18 protein-coding genes are annotated in these 17,534 nt (G+C 68.9%); 14 read left to right on the forward strand and 4 right to left on the reverse strand.

Features of this window, described 5'->3' with window-relative positions; translation table 11 throughout:
* Nucleotides 1-14: 14 nt before the first annotated feature.
* On the reverse strand, nt 15-197 hold the full coding sequence (locus BIX52_RS08215) for a DUF1127 domain-containing protein (RefSeq protein WP_075220777.1): 183 nt from the start codon (nt 195-197) through the stop codon (nt 15-17).
* A gap of 150 nt (nt 198-347) precedes the next feature.
* Here BIX52_RS08215 and BIX52_RS08220 point away from each other — a divergent pair, with 150 nt between their 5' ends.
* The 6 genes from BIX52_RS08220 to rplT all read left to right on the forward strand — a co-directional run bounded on the left by BIX52_RS08220 (nt 348) and on the right by rplT (nt 4,693).
* Nucleotides 348-1,253, forward strand: a complete 906-nt coding sequence (locus tag BIX52_RS08220) for a LysR family transcriptional regulator (protein ID WP_075220544.1) — start codon at nt 348-350, stop codon at nt 1,251-1,253.
* 381 nt (nt 1,254-1,634) lie between these two features.
* On the forward strand, nt 1,635-2,135 hold the full coding sequence (locus BIX52_RS08225) for an invasion associated locus B family protein (protein ID WP_075220545.1): 501 nt from the start codon (nt 1,635-1,637) through the stop codon (nt 2,133-2,135).
* 14 nt (nt 2,136-2,149) lie between these two features.
* On the forward strand, nt 2,150-3,382 hold the full coding sequence (gene rlmN, locus BIX52_RS08230) for a dual-specificity RNA methyltransferase RlmN (protein WP_083660119.1): 1,233 nt from the start codon (nt 2,150-2,152) through the stop codon (nt 3,380-3,382).
* A gap of 2 nt (nt 3,383-3,384) precedes the next feature.
* The gene (locus BIX52_RS08235) at nt 3,385-3,858 is read left to right on the forward strand and encodes a hypothetical protein (protein WP_075220546.1); all 474 of its coding nucleotides are present in this window, start codon (nt 3,385-3,387) and stop codon (nt 3,856-3,858) included.
* Between the two features lie 238 nt (nt 3,859-4,096).
* Complete coding sequence (gene rpmI / locus BIX52_RS08240) at nt 4,097-4,303, forward strand: 50S ribosomal protein L35 (protein ID WP_075220547.1); 207 nt, start codon at nt 4,097-4,099, stop codon at nt 4,301-4,303.
* Nucleotides 4,304-4,309: 6 nt separating this feature from the next.
* Nucleotides 4,310-4,693, forward strand: coding sequence for a 50S ribosomal protein L20 (gene rplT, locus BIX52_RS08245; RefSeq protein WP_075220548.1), 384 nt, complete (start codon nt 4,310-4,312; stop codon nt 4,691-4,693).
* 178 nt (nt 4,694-4,871) lie between these two features.
* On the opposite strand, the gene BIX52_RS08250 is transcribed toward rplT, so the two are convergent.
* Both BIX52_RS08250 and BIX52_RS08255 read right to left on the reverse strand, forming a co-directional pair.
* On the reverse strand, nt 4,872-5,549 hold the full coding sequence (locus tag BIX52_RS08250; RefSeq protein ID WP_075220779.1) for an SDR family NAD(P)-dependent oxidoreductase: 678 nt from the start codon (nt 5,547-5,549) through the stop codon (nt 4,872-4,874).
* Between the two features lie 35 nt (nt 5,550-5,584).
* A complete protein-coding gene (locus tag BIX52_RS08255) occupies nt 5,585-6,247 on the reverse strand; it encodes a sterol desaturase family protein (protein ID WP_075220549.1) in 663 nt (220 codons plus the stop codon).
* A gap of 223 nt (nt 6,248-6,470) precedes the next feature.
* Between BIX52_RS08255 and pheS the strand changes: the two genes are divergently transcribed.
* The 6 genes from pheS to BIX52_RS08285 all read left to right on the forward strand — a co-directional run bounded on the left by pheS (nt 6,471) and on the right by BIX52_RS08285 (nt 13,339).
* A complete protein-coding gene (pheS, locus tag BIX52_RS08260) occupies nt 6,471-7,571 on the forward strand; it encodes a phenylalanine--tRNA ligase subunit alpha (RefSeq protein WP_075220550.1) in 1,101 nt (366 codons plus the stop codon).
* 77 nt (nt 7,572-7,648) lie between these two features.
* Nucleotides 7,649-8,158: a DUF922 domain-containing protein gene (locus BIX52_RS08265; protein ID WP_157956218.1), complete on the forward strand. Its 510-nt coding sequence runs from the start codon at nt 7,649-7,651 to the stop codon at nt 8,156-8,158.
* Between the two features lie 36 nt (nt 8,159-8,194).
* Complete coding sequence (gene pheT / locus BIX52_RS08270; protein WP_075220552.1) at nt 8,195-10,591, forward strand: phenylalanine--tRNA ligase subunit beta; 2,397 nt, start codon at nt 8,195-8,197, stop codon at nt 10,589-10,591.
* 105 nt (nt 10,592-10,696) lie between these two features.
* Nucleotides 10,697-10,987, forward strand: a complete 291-nt coding sequence (locus BIX52_RS08275; RefSeq protein WP_075220553.1) for a YggT family protein — start codon at nt 10,697-10,699, stop codon at nt 10,985-10,987.
* Between the two features lie 146 nt (nt 10,988-11,133).
* Nucleotides 11,134-12,759 carry a GMC family oxidoreductase gene (locus BIX52_RS08280; protein ID WP_075220554.1) on the forward strand — a complete coding sequence of 542 codons (1,626 nt, stop codon included), beginning with the start codon at nt 11,134-11,136 and terminating at the stop codon, nt 12,757-12,759.
* Between the two features lie 73 nt (nt 12,760-12,832).
* The gene (locus BIX52_RS08285) at nt 12,833-13,339 is read left to right on the forward strand and encodes a hypothetical protein (RefSeq protein ID WP_075220555.1); all 507 of its coding nucleotides are present in this window, start codon (nt 12,833-12,835) and stop codon (nt 13,337-13,339) included.
* Here the strand turns inward: BIX52_RS08285 and pdxR are convergent.
* Complete coding sequence (pdxR, locus tag BIX52_RS08290) at nt 13,300-14,829, reverse strand: MocR-like pyridoxine biosynthesis transcription factor PdxR (RefSeq protein WP_075220556.1); 1,530 nt, start codon at nt 14,827-14,829, stop codon at nt 13,300-13,302. The two genes, BIX52_RS08285 and pdxR, sit on opposite strands and share 40 nt — an antisense overlap.
* A 102-nt stretch (nt 14,830-14,931) precedes the next feature.
* Between pdxR and BIX52_RS08295 the strand changes: the two genes are divergently transcribed.
* Nucleotides 14,932-16,047: a mandelate racemase/muconate lactonizing enzyme family protein gene (locus tag BIX52_RS08295; protein WP_075220557.1), complete on the forward strand. Its 1,116-nt coding sequence runs from the start codon at nt 14,932-14,934 to the stop codon at nt 16,045-16,047.
* Nucleotides 16,044-17,531, forward strand: coding sequence for an aldehyde dehydrogenase family protein (locus BIX52_RS08300; RefSeq protein WP_075220558.1), 1,488 nt, complete (start codon nt 16,044-16,046; stop codon nt 17,529-17,531). The genes BIX52_RS08295 and BIX52_RS08300 overlap by 4 nt, the downstream gene beginning before the upstream one ends.
* The last annotated feature ends 3 nt before the right edge of the window (nt 17,532-17,534 follow it).

Below are 17,534 nucleotides of genomic sequence, written 5' to 3' on the forward strand. Positions count from 1 at the left end.
GGCGGGGGCGCCGTTTACCAGCCGCTGCCGATGGTGAGGCGCTGCGGTGGCACGTCCCAGGCCGCGCGGCCGGCTTCCGCACGCGCCTCTGCGGCGCTGACGCCGATGTCGCGCAGCATGTGGTCGTCGAGCTGCTCCAAATGGCGGCGCTCGGTCCAAATGTCGAGCCACAGCGCGGCGAGGCGCACGGACCTCATCCAATCGATCCGAACCCGGCTGAAATGCGAAAGAACCTGTTCCACTGGCCATCCTCCTCTTGCAGGCCATTGCGTGGAATTGATTTGCGTCCGCGGCTTCGATAAGTAAAACGAAACGTCCTGATCCTTTTGATCACAGGTTTTGATGCTATGATGCGGACGCTGGATCTCGCCGCGCTGCGGAGCTTCCTCGCCATCGTCGAGCATGGCGGGGTGACGCGGGCGGCCAAACGGCTGAACCTCACCCAGTCTGCGGTCTCCATGCAGTTGAAGCGGCTGGAGGAAGGGCTCGGCCACACTCTGCTGGACCGGGCGCGCAAAGGGATGACGCCCACCGCCGCCGGGGAGCAACTGGCCTCCTATGCACGGCGCATGCTGGACCTCAACGACGAGGCGTTGGCGCGGCTCACCGAGCCGTCCTTTCAGGGCGATCTCACCCTGGGGGCGCCGCACGACGTCGTCTACCCGCACATCCCCGAGGTGCTGCGGCTCTTCGCGCGCACCTATCCGCGCGTGAGGGTGCAGCTTCAATCGTCCTATACCAGCGTGTTGAAGGACCAGTTCGCGCGCGGCGAGGTGGACGTCATCCTCACCACCGAGATGACGCCGGACGCGGGCGCGGAAATCCTGCAGCAGGGGCCGCTGGTGTGGATCGGCTCGCCGGGCGGCCAGGCCTACCGCCACCGCCCGGTGCCGCTCGCCTTCGAGAACGGCTGCATTTTCCGCCCATGGGTGCAGCGCGCGCTGGACGATGCGGACATCCCGTGGGTGATGGCGGTGGAATCGCTCTCCATCCGCACCGTGGAGGCGACGGTGGCCGCCGATTTCGCCGTCCATGCGGGGATCGACAACACGCTGCCGCCGCAGCTCGCCGAGATCGACCACGGTGGCACGTTGCCGCCGCTCCCCACCACCTACATCGCCATGTACGTGGCGGACGGCCCGAACGGCGGCCTGGCGCAGAAGCTCGCCGAGGTCATCCGCGATCTGTGGCAGGGCGGTCCGCGCGTCGACCTTTCGGCCCAGCGGATCGAGCCGCCGCTTGCTGCGGAGTGAGACGAGCGGCGTGCGCCCGGCCGCCGCGCCCGCGTGGGACGGCCGAGGCGCCTCGTCGTCACGGCCGTGGGGCGGCTTCTTCACGGCCGTGGGGCGGCTTGGCATCAGCGTCGCAAAGGGGCGGGGCGAGCCTCGCCCCAGTCCGGCGCTAGGCGTAATCGTTATTCCAGACAGGCGGCGATGCGGCGCAAACTCGCCCGGCGGCGTTCACCCTCCCTTCAAGGGTCGTGCCGCAGAGTGAGGGACTGTGCCCCCCACTCCACGGTCAAGAACGTTGAATCATGGCCAACAGGTAATGACGCGGGGCTTGACCCCACCGCGCGACACCTGAAATGGGTTTCGCGTGTGCCTCGACGGACCTAAGGACAAGGACTTTCCCGAATGCGGTCGATCGCAGCCCTCATCCTCATCCTTTTCCCCTTAGCTGCCAGCGCCCAGGCGCCGACGCCGACGCTTCTCGAACAGTACAATGACTGGGAAGCCTATCGGTACGAGAATGGCGGCAAGGTGACGTGCTATATCCTGTCCAAACCCAAGACCCTCGCCCCTTCGAACCGCAACCATGGCGACGTCTTCTTCTTCCTGACGAGCCGCCCCGCGGACGATGTCAGCAACGAAGTCAGCGTGCTGGTCGGCTATCCCTTCGCCGCCGACTCCACCGTGACGGTGGATGTTGACGGAACCGCCTATTCGCTGTTCACGAAAGACGACGGCGCATGGGTTGAATCTCCGGCCGACGAACAACAACTTGTGGCGTCGATGCGGGCCGGCAGCCGGATGACCGTCAAAGGTCAGTCGGCGCGTGGTACGGAAACCACCTACACCTTCTCGCTGTCCGGCGTGACGGCGGCGTCCAATCGCATTTCGCAGAGCTGCAACTGACGATAAAGGCACCGATGGCCAATCTCGCCCTTCTGAAACGTCGCAACGCGCCGCAGCCGGTCACGCCGGAGGTGCGAGCGCTCGACGTTGCGGGTGAGCCGCAGCTCATCGGTGCCTCGCGCGAGGAGCTGGCGGGTCATCTCGCCGCCGTCGGCGTACCGCGCCATCAGATCGCCATGCGCGTCGCCCAGCTCTGGCACTGGCTCTATGTGCGCGGGGTGGACGATCTTTCGGCGATGACCAACGTCGCCGCCCCGGTGCGTGAGGCTCTGGCGGCACGGCTCCCCGTCGGCAGCGCCGAAATGGTGGAGGACCAGATCTCCACCGACGGCACCCGCAAGTGGCTGCTGCGCTTCCCCGCCAAGGGCGCCGGCCGCCCTGTCGAGGTCGAGACCGTCTACATCCCCGAGGAGAACCGCGGCACCCTGTGCGTCTCCTCGCAGGTCGGCTGCACGCTGAACTGCACCTTCTGCCACACCGGCACGCAGCGCATGGTGCGCAACCTGACGGCGGGCGAGATCGTCGAGCAGGTGGTGTTCGCGCGCCGCCGTCTGGGCGACTTCGTGGGCGCCGAGCGCGCCGCCAACGGGCCGCTCGAAGGGCGGATGATCTCCAACGTCGTGCTGATGGGCATGGGCGAGCCGCTCTACAATTTCGACGGCGTGAAGGCCGCCATGGCCGTCGTCTCGGACGGTGACGGGCTGAGCCTCTCCAAGCGGCGCATCACCCTCTCCACCTCCGGCGTGGTGCCGATGATTTCCCGCGTCGGCGACGAGATGGGCGTCCTCCTCGCCATCTCGCTGCACGCCGTGCGCGACGAGCTGCGGGACGTTCTGGTCCCGCTGAACCGCAAATATCCGCTGGCGCAGTTGATGGACGCGTGCCGCAATTATCCCGGCCTCTCCAACGCGCGGCGCATCACGTTCGAGTACGTGATGCTGAAGGGCGTGAACGACAGCCTGGAGGATGCGCGGGCGCTGGTGGAGCTGATCAAGGGCATTCCGGCCAAGATCAACCTCATCCCGTTCAACTCGTGGCCCGGCTCCGACTACGAGTGCTCGGACTGGGACCAGATCGAGGCCTTCGCCGACATCGTCAACCGCGCGGGCTATGCCTCGCCGGTCAGGACGCCGCGCGGGCAGGACATTCTGGCCGCCTGCGGTCAGCTCAAGTCCGCGTCGGAGAAGATGTCCGCGCGCGAGAGGCGGGCGAACGAGACGGCGGCGGCCGCCGCTGCGGCGGAATAGCCATGTTCGCGATCTGGGGGCTCACCGCTCAGATCATCATGATCTCCATCGCAATCCCGACCGCGTGCCTTGCCGGGTCCGCGGTGGCGACGTTGGTGGTGCTCGGCATCGACCCCGCCACCCTGGGCGCGACGGATTGGCCGCAGCTCATCAATCTCTCCATCATCATCATCACGATGACGTTCGGCGTGCTGTTCTCCGCCTTCTGGCCTGCGCTGATCGCCGCCACGGTGACCGAGGGCTTCAAGGTCCGCAGCCTGATCGCACATATGATCAGCGGCGGGGTGGTCGGCCTGGTGCGCGCTGTGCCGCTGGGGGCGACGATGGCGGGCGAGGCACCGCCGATGGACACCGCCGCGGTTCAACTCTCCGTCGCCTGCGGGGCGATCGGCGGGCTGGTCTACTGGGCGATTGCCGGACGCAACGCCGGCAACTGGCTGGAAATGCCTTGGTTCGAGGAGCGCCGCTGGCGCTAGGGGTTCGAGGAGCGCCGCTGGCGCTAGGGTTCGAGGAGCACCGCTGGCGCTAGGGGTTCGAGGGCGCTGCTGGCGCTGAGGAGCCGGACCCCAATTGATGGTTGCGCATCGGCCGCCGAGCGGTTATATCGCGCGCTCTACCCGAAAAGGTCGCCCGGCCACGCTCGGTCTCACCGCCGAGCCCGCTCGTTTGAGCGTTCGTGGGGCATGCCGAGGCGACCATGAGACGGAGTTTGAAATGCCCAAGTTGAAGACCAAGTCGGGCGCGAAGAAGCGCTTCAAAGTCACCGCCAGCGGCAAGATCAAAGTGGGTCAGGTCGGCAAGCGTCACGGGATGATCAAGCGATCGACGAAGTTCATTCGTCAGGCGCGCGGCACGACGACGCTGTCGCCGGCCGACTCGAAGGTCGTCCTGAAGAAGTTCATGCCGTACGCGAGGGGCTGAGTTTAAATGGCACACGTTAAGCGCGGCGTTACCGCCCACGCCAAGCACAAGAAGGTCCTGAAGCAGGCGAAGGGGTATTACGGTCGCCGTAAGAACACCATTCGCGTCGCCAAGCAGGCCGTCGAAAAGGCGAACCAGTACGCTTATCGCGACCGCAAGGTCCGCAAGCGTGAATTCCGTGCCCTCTGGGTGCAGCGCATCAACGCCGCTGTGCGTCCGCTGGGCCTCACCTATTCGCGCCTGATCGACGGTCTGAACAAGGCCGAGATCGACATCGACCGCAAGGTTCTCGCCGACCTCGCCATGAACGAGCCGGCCGCTTTCGCCGCGATCGTCGAGCAGGCCCGCGCCGCCCTCCCGGCCGAGCAGCAGGGCACCGCCGCGGCCTGATTTGGCCTGACCCGGTCGGCACCCGCCGACCCTGATGGATACCGAAAGCCGGCCCCTTCCGACGAGGGGGCCGGCTTTTTCGCGTCCTGCGCTCGGCCGCGGAGGCAGCGCTCATCAGGGAATCGGGCTTACCAAGGGATCGGGCTCACCAGGGGACCGCGCTCGCCAGGGAACCGCATCACCAGGGGATCGGGTCGCCCTTCCAGTCGAAGAAGCCGCCGGTGTCCCGCGGCGTCAGCGCATCGATCACCGCGAGGAGGTTGGCCGCGGCGGCGTCCGGCGGCACCGTGTCATAGCGGTCCTGATAATCGGCGGTGAAGCGGGTGGCGACGGTGCCGGGGTGGAGCGCCACCAGGATCGCATCGCGCCGCGAGCGGGCGAGCTCCACGGCGGCGGTGCGCACCACCTGGTTCACCGCCGCCTTGGCGGTGCGGTAGCTTGTCCAGCCGCCCAGCCGATTGTCGCCGATGGAGCCGACCCGCGCCGACAGCACCGCAACCACCGTGCGCCCCTCTCGGGCGATCAACGGCCAGGCGTGCTTCAGCACCATAGCGGGGCCGATGGTGTTGAGGTCGAACTGCCGCCGCATCGCATCCGGCGTGACGGCGCGGATGCTCTTCTCGGGCGCCGCCCCGTCGATGACGAGGGCGCCGGTGGCGATGATGATGCAATCGAAGAACCCGCCGAGCGCCCCGATGTGGGCGGCAACGCTGGCCTCGTCGGTGACGTCCAGCCCGTCCGCGCTCCGGGACAGGCGGGTGACCGCAGCGCCCCTCGCCTCCAGCGCCGCGGCGAGGGCGGCGCCGATCCCGCCGCTGGCGCCCACCACGAGCGCGCGGGCGGGCCAGCCGCTCACGGACGCGCCCTCCTGCGGCGCGGGCGCGGCGAAGCTCAGGCGGCGGCCTTCGGGCGGCCCTTCCATGTGGTGCGGAAGGCGACGTCCCAGATCGAGGTGGTGACGCCGTAATTCACCGTCTCGTCGCGGTGGTGGTGGATCGCGTGGTGGCGCTTCAGGTGCGCCGCGTAGGCCCACTTCATCGGCATGAAATGGCAGGCCGAATGGGTGAACTCGTAGAGCAGGTAGCCGATTTGGATGCCCGCGGTGAAGGCGAGGCCGAGCGGCAGCGCCGGCTCGAACCCGGCGTAGGCGAAGACGCCCCAGAAGAAGAAGACGCCGAACAGCGACGGCCAGGTGAAGAATTTCAGCATGTGCAGGCCATCCTCGCGGAAGCGCGACGGCTTGTTGTGGTGCGCCCGGTGGCCGGGGAAGCACTTGCGGACCGCCTTCAGCACCGGCTGTTCGGGCTCCCAATGCAGGACGAAGCGGTGAAGCAGATATTCGAGGAACGTCCAGTAGAAGACGCCGGCCGCGAACACGCCGACGAGCAGGAGCGGCGCGATGCCGAGGCTCAGGGCGACGGCGAAATAGACCACGGTCAGGGCCATGACGCCGCAAAAGACGGCGGTCAGGCCCTCGGCTTTGATCATGGCCACCGGCCCCATCTGGCCGGGGATGGGCGCGGGCGTACCGGAAGGCTGCGTGGCGTCGGTCATGCGGACCCCCAAAATCGGATCACAACTGTCGTCTCTTGCCCGGCTTTCACACGTCGTGCAAGCGAGGCGGGACGTTTGCCAGGGTTGCCCTGAGCGAAGCTTTGTGAAAGTCGTGATGCACTTCGGCAACGTTTACAAGACAATGTCGCCGGTGCGTCAACCCGCCAAGACAACACTTGATGCCGTTTGATAGTGTCCCTGCAACCCAAGGATCGCCTGACCGATGAATGCCGTCATCAGCCCTGACAATCTGGACGAGATCGAGGCCGGGATCGAGGCTCAGATCAACGCCGCAGGCGATGAGGCCGCGCTGGAATCCGTGCGCGTCGCCACCCTCGGCAAGAAGGGCAGCCTGTCCGAGCAGATGAAGACGCTCGGCAAGATGAGCCCCGAAGAGCGCCAGGTGATGGGCCCGGCCCTCAACGGCTTGAAGGCGCGCGTCACCGAGCAGATCGCCGCCCGGCGCGAGGCGCTGAAGGCCGCCGCGCTGGAGGCTCAGCTCGTCGCCGAGCGGATCGACGTGACGCTCGACCCGCGCCAGACCGGCATCGGCCGCGGGCGCATCCACCCGATCAGCCAGGTGTGGGACGAACTGTCCGCGATCTTCGCCGACCTCGGCTTCCGCATCGCCGAAGGGCCGGACATCGAGACCGACGACTTCAACTTCACCAAACTGAACTTCCCCGAGGGCCATCCCGCGCGGGACATGCACGACACCTTCTTCCTGCCCGAGCGCGAGGACGGCACGCGGCGCCTGCTGCGCACGCACACGAGCCCGGTGCAGATCCGCACGATGCTGAAGGACAAGCCGCCCATCCGCATCATCGCTCCGGGGCGGACCTATCGCTGCGACTCCGACCAGACCCACACGCCGATGTTCCATCAGGTCGAGGGCCTCGTCGTCGACAAGGAGAGCCACGTCGGGCACCTGAAATGGGTGCTGACGGAGTTCTGCCGCGCCTTCTTCGAGGTGGAGGACGCGTCGATGCGCTTCCGCCCGTCCTTCTTCCCGTTCACCGAGCCGTCATACGAAGTCGATATCAGGTGCCGCCGGTCCAAGGACGGCATCGAGCTCGGCGTCGGGGACGACTGGTTGGAAATCCTCGGGTCCGGGATGGTGCATCCGAACGTGCTGGCCAATTGCGGCCTCGATCCCGACGTCTACCAGGGCTTCGCCTGGGGCATGGGGATCGACCGCATTGCGATGCTGAAATATGGCATGCCGGACCTGCGCGACCTATTTGAGGGCGACTCGCGGTGGCTCACCCACTATGGCTTCGCTCCGCTCGACCGTCCGTCTTTGGCAGGAGGCCTCTCTCGGTGAAGTTCTTGGCGGCCGTTGTCGCGTTCACATCGGTCGCCTTGGTCGCCGGGTGCTCCACACCGCCGACGGATGTCCGCGTGTCCACCTACAAGGTCTCGGGCAATTCGCTGTCGGCGCTGGAACGGTCGCTTCAGGTTCACGGCCCGTCCGTGCCCGGAAGCCATGGCCGTGCCTTCGCCGCGGTGGAGACGACCTTCCTTCACAACTTCGAGACCGTGGAGACGAGCGGGCGCTGCCGGTTCACCCGGCGCGGCCGTGTCGGCCTTCGGTCCGAGGTGATTCTTCCCGAATGGCGCCAGCGTGCAAGCGCCGACCCAGATTTGCGCGCAAAATGGGACGTGATCTCGCAGTACGCGGTGATTCACGAATCCGGCCACATCAAGATTTCCCAGAAGTACGCCCGCGTTCTAGAGTCTGCTTATAAAAACGCCTCCGCGCCTACATGCGAGGCATTGGAAGCTCAAATGGTAGACACTATAAGGCCAATCGCAGCGGCGCACGTTGCGGAGCAGGAAGAGTTCGATAGAACGGACCCGCCTCGCTTCCAGCGCTACCTGCGTCGGTACGGGTATACGGCCGGCAGCTAACCGCCCTCTAAGACCTCTCTCGCGAGACCCGCGAACATGAAGTTCACTTTGTCCTGGTTGAAGGACCATCTCGAAACGGATGCGTCCCTCGAAACCATTATTGATCAATTGACCGCAATCGGCCTCGAGGTCGAAGGCGTCGAAGATCGTGCGGCTGCGCTTGCCCCGTTCAGGATCGCCCGCGTGCTCACGGCGGACCAGCACCCCAATGCCGACCGGCTGCGGGTGCTGACCGTCGATCCGGGCGACGGCAGCAAGGTTCAGGTCGTCTGCGGCGCGCCGAACGCGCGGGCGGGGCTCGTCGGCGTGTTCGCCGCGCCCGGCACCCACGTTCCGGGCACCGGTGTCGACCTCGCGGTCGGCTCCATCCGCGGCGTCGAAAGCCACGGCATGATGCTGTCCGAGCGCGAGATGGGCCTGTCCGACGAGCACGACGGCATCGTCGATCTGCCGCAGGACGCTCCCGTCGGCACGCCTTACGTGGCGTGGGCCGATGTCGGCGACCCCGTGGTCGAGATCGGCGTGACGCCGAACCGGGCCGACTGCCTCGGCATCCGCGGCATCGCGCGCGATCTCGCCGCCGCGGGCCTCGGCACGCTGAAGCCGCTGACGGTGGCCGACTTCGCCGTGGACGGGTCCGCCGCGCCCGCCGTCACCATCGACGCGCCGGATCTGTGCCCCGCGTTCGGGCTGCGGCTGATCGAAGGCGTCGCCAACGGCGCCTCGCCGGAGTGGATGCAGCGCCGCCTGCGCTCCATCGGTCTGCGCCCGATCAACGCTCTGGTGGACGTCACCAACTACCTCACCTACGACGTCGGCCGCCCGCTGCACGTGTTCGACGCGGACAAGGTGTCGGGCGACCTCGTGGTCCGCCGCGGCGCCGGCGAGGAGTTCGAGGCGCTGGACGGCCGCTTCTACAAGGTGACGGACGCCATGTGCGTCATCGCCGACAGCAACGGTGTGGAATCGCTCGCCGGCATCATGGGCGGCGAAGCGTCCGGCTCGTCCGAGGCGACGACGCGGGTGCTGGTGGAATCGGCCCTGTGGGAGCCGATCAACATTGCCCGCACCGGCCGCACCTTGGGCATCCATTCAGACGCGCGCCACCGGTTCGAGCGCGGCGTAGACCCCGCCTTCATGCTGCCCGGCCTCGACTATGCGACGGCGATGATCCTCTCCATGTGCGGCGGCAAGGCCGGCCCGGTGACCGTCGCCGGCACCGTGCCGGACGCGAAGCGCACCATCGCCTTCCCGCCGGCCGAGGTGATGCGCCTCTCCGGCCTCGAGGTCGACGAGGCCAAGCAGGCCGAAGTGCTGGACCGCCTCGGCTTCACCGTCGACACCTCCGCGAGCCCCTGGGCGGTCACGACGCCCTCCTGGCGCGCGGATGTCGAGGGCAAGGCGGACCTGGTGGAGGAGATCGTGCGCATCGTCGGCATCGACGATGTGGAGCCGACGCCGCTGGTACGCACCGACCCCGTGGCACCCAAGGTGCTGACCACGCTGCAGCAGCGCGTCGCCACCGTGCGCCGCGCCCTGGCGACGCAGGGGATGACAGAGGCGGTCACGTGGTCCTTCGTCAGCCACGAGGACGCTGTGGCGTTCGGCGGCGGCTCACAGGCGCTGCGCCTCGCCAATCCGATCGCCGAGGCGCTGTCGGACATGCGGCCGAGCCTGCTCGCCGGGCTGGTGCGCGCCGTCACGCGCAACGTGAACCGCGGCCACCCGGACCTTGCGCTGTTCGAGGTGGGCCAAGTGTTCGCAGGCGACGAGCCGGCGGACCAGACGACGCAGGCCGCGGGCGTGCGCCAGGGCCGCAACACCGCCGCCGGTGTCGGCCGCCACTGGGACGGTGACGAGACCGCCGACGCCTTCGACGCCAAGGCCGATATCCTGGCCGCGCTGACCGCCATCGGCGGCCCGGCCGACCGCTGCGAGATCACCCGCGACGCGCCGGCCTACTACCACCCCGGACGGTCCGGCACGCTGCGGCTCGGCCCCAACGTGCTCGGCCATTTCGGCGAGCTTCACCCGGCTGTGCTCGCCGGGATGGACGCGCCCGAGCGCCTCGTCGCCTTCGAGCTGACGCTGGAGAAAGTGCCGGAGCCGCGCCGCAACGCGACGAAGAAGCCGAACTTCAGCGCCTCCGACCTGATGCCGGTGCGGCGCGACTTCGCCTTCCTCGTCTCCGAGGACATCGACGCGCGGGCGATCACCAAGGCCGCGCGCGGCGCGCGCAAGGACCTCGTGTCCGACGTGGCGGTGTTCGACGTCTACCGCGGCACGGGCGTGCCGGAGGGGCAGAAGTCGGTGGCGGTCGAGGCGACGCTTCAGCCGAGCGGCAAGACGCTGACCGACGACGACATCGAGAAGGTGTCGGCGGACATCATCGCCGCCGTGGCGAAGGCGACGGGCGCCACCTTGCGCGCCTGAGGCTTGCCCGATCAGCGAGGTGGACGGCCTGCGCCGCTCCGCCTCGCTTGCAGCGCGCGCCCATCACCTTTACCTGTGCCCCGGACGGAAACCTAAAGGCGACCAATGGCCTCCATTCTAGAGCTGCTGCTGACGATCATCGGGATCTACAAGTGGATCATCATCGCGTCGGCCATCTTCTCATGGCTCTACGCGTTCAACGTGGTGAACCCGCGCAATCAGATCGTCGATACCATCGGGCGCACGCTCTACAAGCTGACCGAGCCGGCCCTGGCGCCGATCCGCCGCATCCTGCCGGACCTCGGCGGCATCGACCTTTCCCCGATCGTGCTGCTGCTCGGCCTGTTCTTCCTGGAGCGCATCCTCGTCAACAACTTCGCCTCGCTGGCCTACTGAGCCTTCCCTCCCCCGCGAAGACGACCAAACCCGCCGCACCCCGGCGGGTTTTTTCATGCCCCGATTGGCCCTCTGATCGGCCGCAAATGGCAGGCGACAGGAGGCCGCTTCGTCCCTACATCGGGGCAGTGAAGCGGAGGGCCATCATGGCGGTTGCCGAAGAGTGCGACGTGGTCGTCGTCGGTGCGGGGTCGGCGGGGTGCGTCGTCGCGGCGCGCCTGTCGGAGACGCCGGGGCTATCCGTGACGCTGCTGGAGGCGGGCGGGTCGGACCGCAGCGTGTGGGTGCGCATGCCGATCGGCTATGGCGGCGCCTTCTACCACCCCACCTTGAACTGGCGCTATTATACCGAGCCTGACGAGGGGCTGGGCGGGCGCGCCGCCTACTGGCCGCGCGGTAAGGTGCTGGGCGGCTCCTCCTCCATCAACGCCATGGTCTATATTCGCGGGCAGGCCGCCGATTATGACGGCTGGGCCGCCGCGGGAAATCCCGGCTGGGCCTACCGCGACGTGCTGCCCTTCTTCCGCCGCCTGGAGAGCAACCTCGCGGGCGCCGACGAATGGCGCGGAGGCGATGGGCCGATCACCGTGCGCGACGTGGCGGCGGCGGCGCATCCGTTGACGCACGCCTTCGTGGCCGCGTCCGAGGCGGCGGGGCACAGGCGCAATGCCGACTTCAACGGCGCCGACCAGGAGGGCGTCGGCTTCTACCAGATCACCACGCGCGGCGGGCTGCGGGCGTCGGCCGCCACCGGCTACCTCTACCCGGCCCTGAAGCGGCGCAATCTCAGGCTCGTCACCCACGCGGCGGTGACGCGCATCCTGGTCGACGGCGGCCGCGCGGTCGGCGTGGAGTACCAGCGCGGCGGCGACGTCCACCGCGTCATGGCGCGGCGCGAGGTGGTGCTGTCGGCGGGGGCGATCGGCTCGCCGCAGATCCTGCAGCTCTCCGGCATCGGCGACCCGGAGCGGCTGGCGGCGCTCGGCATCGCCCCCGTGGTGGTGGCGCCCGGCGTCGGCGGCAACCTGATGGACCATGTCGGCTTCGACCTCGTCTATGAAGCCACGGTGCCGACGTTGAACCAGACGCTGGGGCCGCTTTGGGCTCGCGGCCTCGCGGGGCTGCGCTATCTCGCGACGCGGGACGGGCCGCTGTCGCTGAGCGTCAACCAGGGCGGCGGCTTCGTGCGCGGCGATCCGGGCAGGGCGCGGCCGAACCTGCAACTCTATTTCTCGCCGCTGTCCTACACCCGCGCGGTGCCGGGGAAGCGACGGCTGACGCAGCCGGACAGCTTTCCGGGCTTCATGCTCGGCATTTCCAACTGTCACCCCAAGAGCCGGGGCTGGCTGCACATCCGCTCCGCCGACCCCGCCGCGCCGCCGGAAATCCACCCACGCTATTTCTCGGCGCCGGAGGACATGGACGAGCTGATCGACTCGGTGCCGCTGATGCGGGCGATCGCGGCCGAGGCGCCGCTCGCCCGCGTGATCGCGCGCGAGCTCGCGCCGGGGCCGGACGTCACCTCGCGCGAGGCGCTGACGGAGTTCATCCGCGGGCGCACCACCTCGGTCTTCCACCCGTGCGGGACGTGCCGCATGGGGCCGGACGCGGCAGCGGGCGCGGTGGTGGATCCGGCGCTGCGGGTCCACGGCGTGGCGGGGCTGCGCGTGGCCGATGCGTCGATCATGCCGGCGATCACGGCCGGCAATCTCAACGCGCCGTCGCTGATGATCGGCGAGAAGGCGGCGGAGCTGATCCGCGCCGCGCTGTAGCGCCCGCCCGTAGCGCGAGGCGGTCGGCGCGCCTAACAATGCGCCGTCCCTCCGCGCAACGACAGGACGGTGCATGATCGCATTTCCGGAACCCGGCACGCCGCGGGAGGCCGAGCCCGGCGCGCCGCCCCAGTCCGGCCCCCGCATATCGGCCGAGAATGACGCGATCTACCGCACCCTCCGCGGCGAATTGCAGTTCGAGCTGTCGCTGCTGAATGCGCGGGTGAACTGGCTCGTCGCCTCGCAGGCCTTCCTCTTCACGCCGCTCACGATCGGCATCCGCGGCCCCTCGATGCGTGACAGCATGTTCTTCCCGCTGATCCCGCTGGTGGGCGTGGCGCTGTGCCTGTTGGTGATGGTGTCGATCGTCGCGGCGGCGTGGCGCAGCGTGCAGTGGCGGCGCAAGATGCGACAGGGCGAGTATCACGGCGTCGGCGAGGAGGCGCGCTATTCCATCATCGTGCCGCACACGCCGGTGATCCCGCTGCTCGGCCTCATCGGCAGCATCGGCGTGCCGGTGGTGATCGCCGCGACGTGGATCTATCTCCTGATCGCCCCGCCCGCCACCGGCTTGCCCTGACCCGCCCCCGTCCCCGCCCCCGCCCGGAGCGCGGCGGCGAGTCGCTCCACCCCGCGCTCGATCTCGTGCGGCGCAACCGCGCTGAAGCCGAGCGTCAGCCCCGTCTGCGGGATCGGCTGCAGGGTGAAGCGGGACAGCGGCGCGGTGGCGATGCCGGCCGCGGCGGCGGCATCGGCGGCGCCGCCCTCGTCCCGCCCGTCCGCCAACAGGCCAACGGTGTGGAAGCCCGTGTCCGTCGGCGTCACCGTGAGCGTGCCGGCGAGGTGGCGCTCGGCGGCGTCCATCAACGCATCGCGGCGTTCGCGGTAGAGGTCGCGCATGCGGCGCAGGTGAGCGGAAAAGTGCCCTTCGGTCATGAAGTCGGCGACGATGGATTGCATGGCGTGTGACACGCCGTGCGCGGCGGCCGACAGGGTGCGCTCGAACATCTCCACCAGCGCGCCCGGCACCACCGCGTAGCCGAGCCGGATCGCCGGGAAGAGCGCCTTGGAGAAGGTGCCGACGTAGACGACGCGCCCCGCCCCGTCGAGCGCCTTCAAGGGCGGCAGAGGCGAGCGGCCATAGTGGAACTCGCCGACATAGTCGTCCTCGACGATCCAGGCGCCCATCGCCTCGGCGGCGGCGAGAAGCTCGAACCGCCGGTCGCGGCTCATGGTGGTGCCGAGCGGGTGCTGATGGGCGGGGGTGACGAAGGCGAGGCGCGCGTCCGGCGCGGCGCGCTGGCCGACGGCGACGTCGATCCCCTCGCCGTCGACCGGGACCGGTATCAGCGCCGCGCCCTGCGCCAGGAAGGCGTTGCGCGCGCCGATCGCGCCGGGATTTTCCATCCACACCCGGTCGCCGGGGTCGATGAGGATCTGCGCGATCTGCAGGAAGGCATCCTGCGCCCCGGCGAAGACGAACACCTCTTCCGGCTGGCAGACGAGACCGCGATTGGCGCGCAGGTGACGGCAGATCGCGGCCCGCAGTTCCGGCAGGCCCGTCGCCTCGGGATAGGACATCAGCTGCGCCCGGTTGCCGCGCCAATAGCGGGCGGAAAGCCGCGCCCACTGCGCCATGGGGAACGCATCGAAGGCCGGCATGCCGGTCACGAAGGGGCGCGGCGAACGCGGATGACTGAGGCGCGGGAAGAACTGCTCGCTGATTTCACGGCTGAAGAATGCGAGGCGGGGAAGACGCTCGGGCGGGGCCGGGGGCTCCGGTCGCGGCGCCATCGGCCGCACCTCGTCGCTGATATAGGTCCCCGCGCCCACGCGGCTGACGAGTAGCCCCTCGGACGTCAACTGCTCGTAGGCGGCCACCGCGGTGGTGCGCGACACGCCCTGCTCGCCCGCCAGCACCCGGCTCGCCGGCAGCCGCGTTCCGGGCGGCAGATCGCCCGACAGGATGAGTTCGCGCAGGTGGGTGGCGAGCTGCATGGAGAGGTTCGCCGCATCCCCCCGCTCGACCCGAAGCGTGGGGATCAACGCGCCGCCGGCATATTTGGTCAACCGCCCTCTCCCCGGATTGGTCCGCCAGGTTTGTGGAAGTGGACCTTATCGGCAGACCGATTTGCAAGTGACATAATCGCACGGACAAGAAACGGGACTATCATGCGGCTCACACGCATCGAGACCTTCGCCACCCCCGACATCGGCTTCGTGCGGGTGACGGACGACACCGGGGCGACCGGCTGGGGCCAGGTCTCGACCTATCATTCCGACATCACCGCCACCGTGCTGCACCGGCAGATGGCCCCTTGGGTGCTGGGCGTGGAGTTCGACCCCGCGGACCAGCAGGACCTGTTCGACCGCGCCACGGAGAAGGAGCACAAGTTTCCCGGCTCCTACATCTGCCGCGCGATGGCGGGGGTGGAGACCGCGCTATGGGACCTGCGCGGCAAGGCGGCGGGCGTTCCGGTGGCGACGCTGCTCGGCGGTTCGCCGGGCAAGCTGCGCGCCTACGCCTCGTCGATGAAGCGGGACCTCACGCCCGAAGACGAGGTGGAGCGGTTTAAGCGGCTGCGCGGCGAATACGGGTTCGACGCCTTCAAGTTCCGCGTCGGCGCCGAGTGCGGGCGCGGGATGGACGAGTGGGAGGGCCGCACGGAGGCGATCATCCCGGCGGTCGGCAACGCCTTCAAGGGCGAAGGTGTTGCGCTGCTGGCGGACGCCAACTCCTGCTACGCGCCCGCCGCGGCGATCCATTATGGCCGCATGCTGGCGGATAACGGCATCAGCCATTTCGAGGAGCCGTGCCCTTACTGGGAGCTGGAGCAGACCGCCGAGGTGGCCGCCGCGCTCGATATCGACGTGACGGGAGGCGAGCAGGACTGCTGGGTGCCGACCTTCAAGCGCATGTTCGAGCTGAAGGCGGTGGACGTCGCACAGCCGGACATCCTCTACGCGGGCGGCATGGGGCGGACGATGCGCATCGCCGCGCTGGCGGCGGAGTTCGGCCTGCCGGTGACGCCGCACTGCGCCAACCTCGGCCTTGTCACGCTGTTCACGATGCACCTGTTGCGGGCGCTGCCGAACGCGGGCAAGTACCTGGAATTCTCCATCGAGGAGGCGGACTATTATCCCTGGCAATACGGCCTCTACGTGAACGATCCCTACACGATCGAAGACGGGCAGGCCGTGGTGACGGACGCGCCCGGCTGGGGCGTGGAGATCGCGCCGGAATGGCTGGCGAAATCCGCCTACACCCTCAGCGAGGCGCCGCGATGAGCGGCTCGTCGCACGCCGCCGCCTACCTTGAGACCGGCGCGCTTCCGGAGCTGCCGGACCGGCACTTCATCGCCGGTGAATGGACCACCCCCGCCGCGGGCGGGCGCATGGAGACGTTCGACGCCGGGTTCGGCCGCGCCTTCCACAGCGTCGCGGCGGGCACGGCGGAGGACGTGGACCGCGCGGTGATGGCGGCACACGCGGCGCAGAACGGCTGGGGCCGCACCAAGGCGTCGGCCCGCGGCGCGGCGCTGATGCGGGCCGCCACGCTGCTGCGCGAGGAGGCGGCGCGGTTCGCCTTCGTCGAGGCGCTGGACAGCGGCAAGCCGTTGCAGGAGGCGGAGGGCGACGTCGCCGGGGCCGCCCGCGCGTTCGAATATTATGCCGGCGCGGCCGACAAGATCGAGGGCGAGACCTTCCCCATCGGTGACGATTATCTCGGCTACTCGCGCCCCGAGCCGGTGGGGGTGACGGCGCACATCATCCCCTGGAACTACCCGCTCTCCACCGCGGCGCGCGGCCTCGCCCCGGCGCTGGCCGCCGGCTGCACCGTCGTCGCCAAACCCGCCGAGACCACGCCGCTGACGATGCTGATGCTGGCCGACCTCCTCACGCGGGCGGGGCTTCCGGCGGGCGTGGTCAACGTCGTCACCGGAACGGGGCCGGAGGCTGGCGCGCCGCTGGTCGGCCACCCGAAGGTGCGCCACGTGACCTTCACCGGCTCGGTGCCGACGGGGCAGGGTGTCATGCAGGCCGCCGCGCGCAACGTGGCGAGCGTGGTCCTGGAGCTCGGCGGCAAGTCGCCGCTCATCGTCTTGACGGACGCCGACCTCGACGCCGCCGCCGATGGTGTGGTCGGCGCCATCTACGAGAATGCCGGGCAGATCTGCTCGGCCGGGTCGCGCCTCATCGTCGAGCGTCCAGTGCACGATGCGCTGCTGGAGCGGGTTCTCGCCCGCGTCCACGCGCTGAAGATGGGCCATGGCCTCCGCCGCAGCACCTTGGGTCCGCTCAATTCCGCGCCGCACCGCGCCGGCGTCGCCCAGCGGGTCGACGAGGCGATCGCCCGTGGCCTGCCCCCACTCACCGGCGGCTCGGCCACGGTGGATCCCGAGACCGGCGAAGGCTGGTTCTTCGAGGCGACGATCTTCGACGACGTGCCCGCCGATGACCCGCTGGTGACGGACGAGATCTTCGGCCCCGTGCTTGCGGTGCAGATCGCGGACGGTGCCGACGATGCCGCAGCGCTCGCAAACGGCACGGACTATGCACTGGTCGCGGGGATCTACACCGCCGACTTCGGCCTCGCCCACCGCCTCGCGCGGGACATTGACGCGGGGCAGGTCTTCATCAACGAGTACTTCGCCGGGGGCATCGAGGTGCCCTTCGGCGGCAACCGGCAATCGGGCTTCGGCCGCGAAAAGGGGCTGGCCGCGGTGCAGAACTATCTCAGAATCAAAAGCGTAGCGGCAAAGATCGGCTAGGAC

It is taken from the genome of Acuticoccus yangtzensis (assembly GCF_001927245.1).
GTDB classification, from domain to species: domain Bacteria; phylum Pseudomonadota; class Alphaproteobacteria; order Rhizobiales; family Amorphaceae; genus Acuticoccus; species Acuticoccus yangtzensis.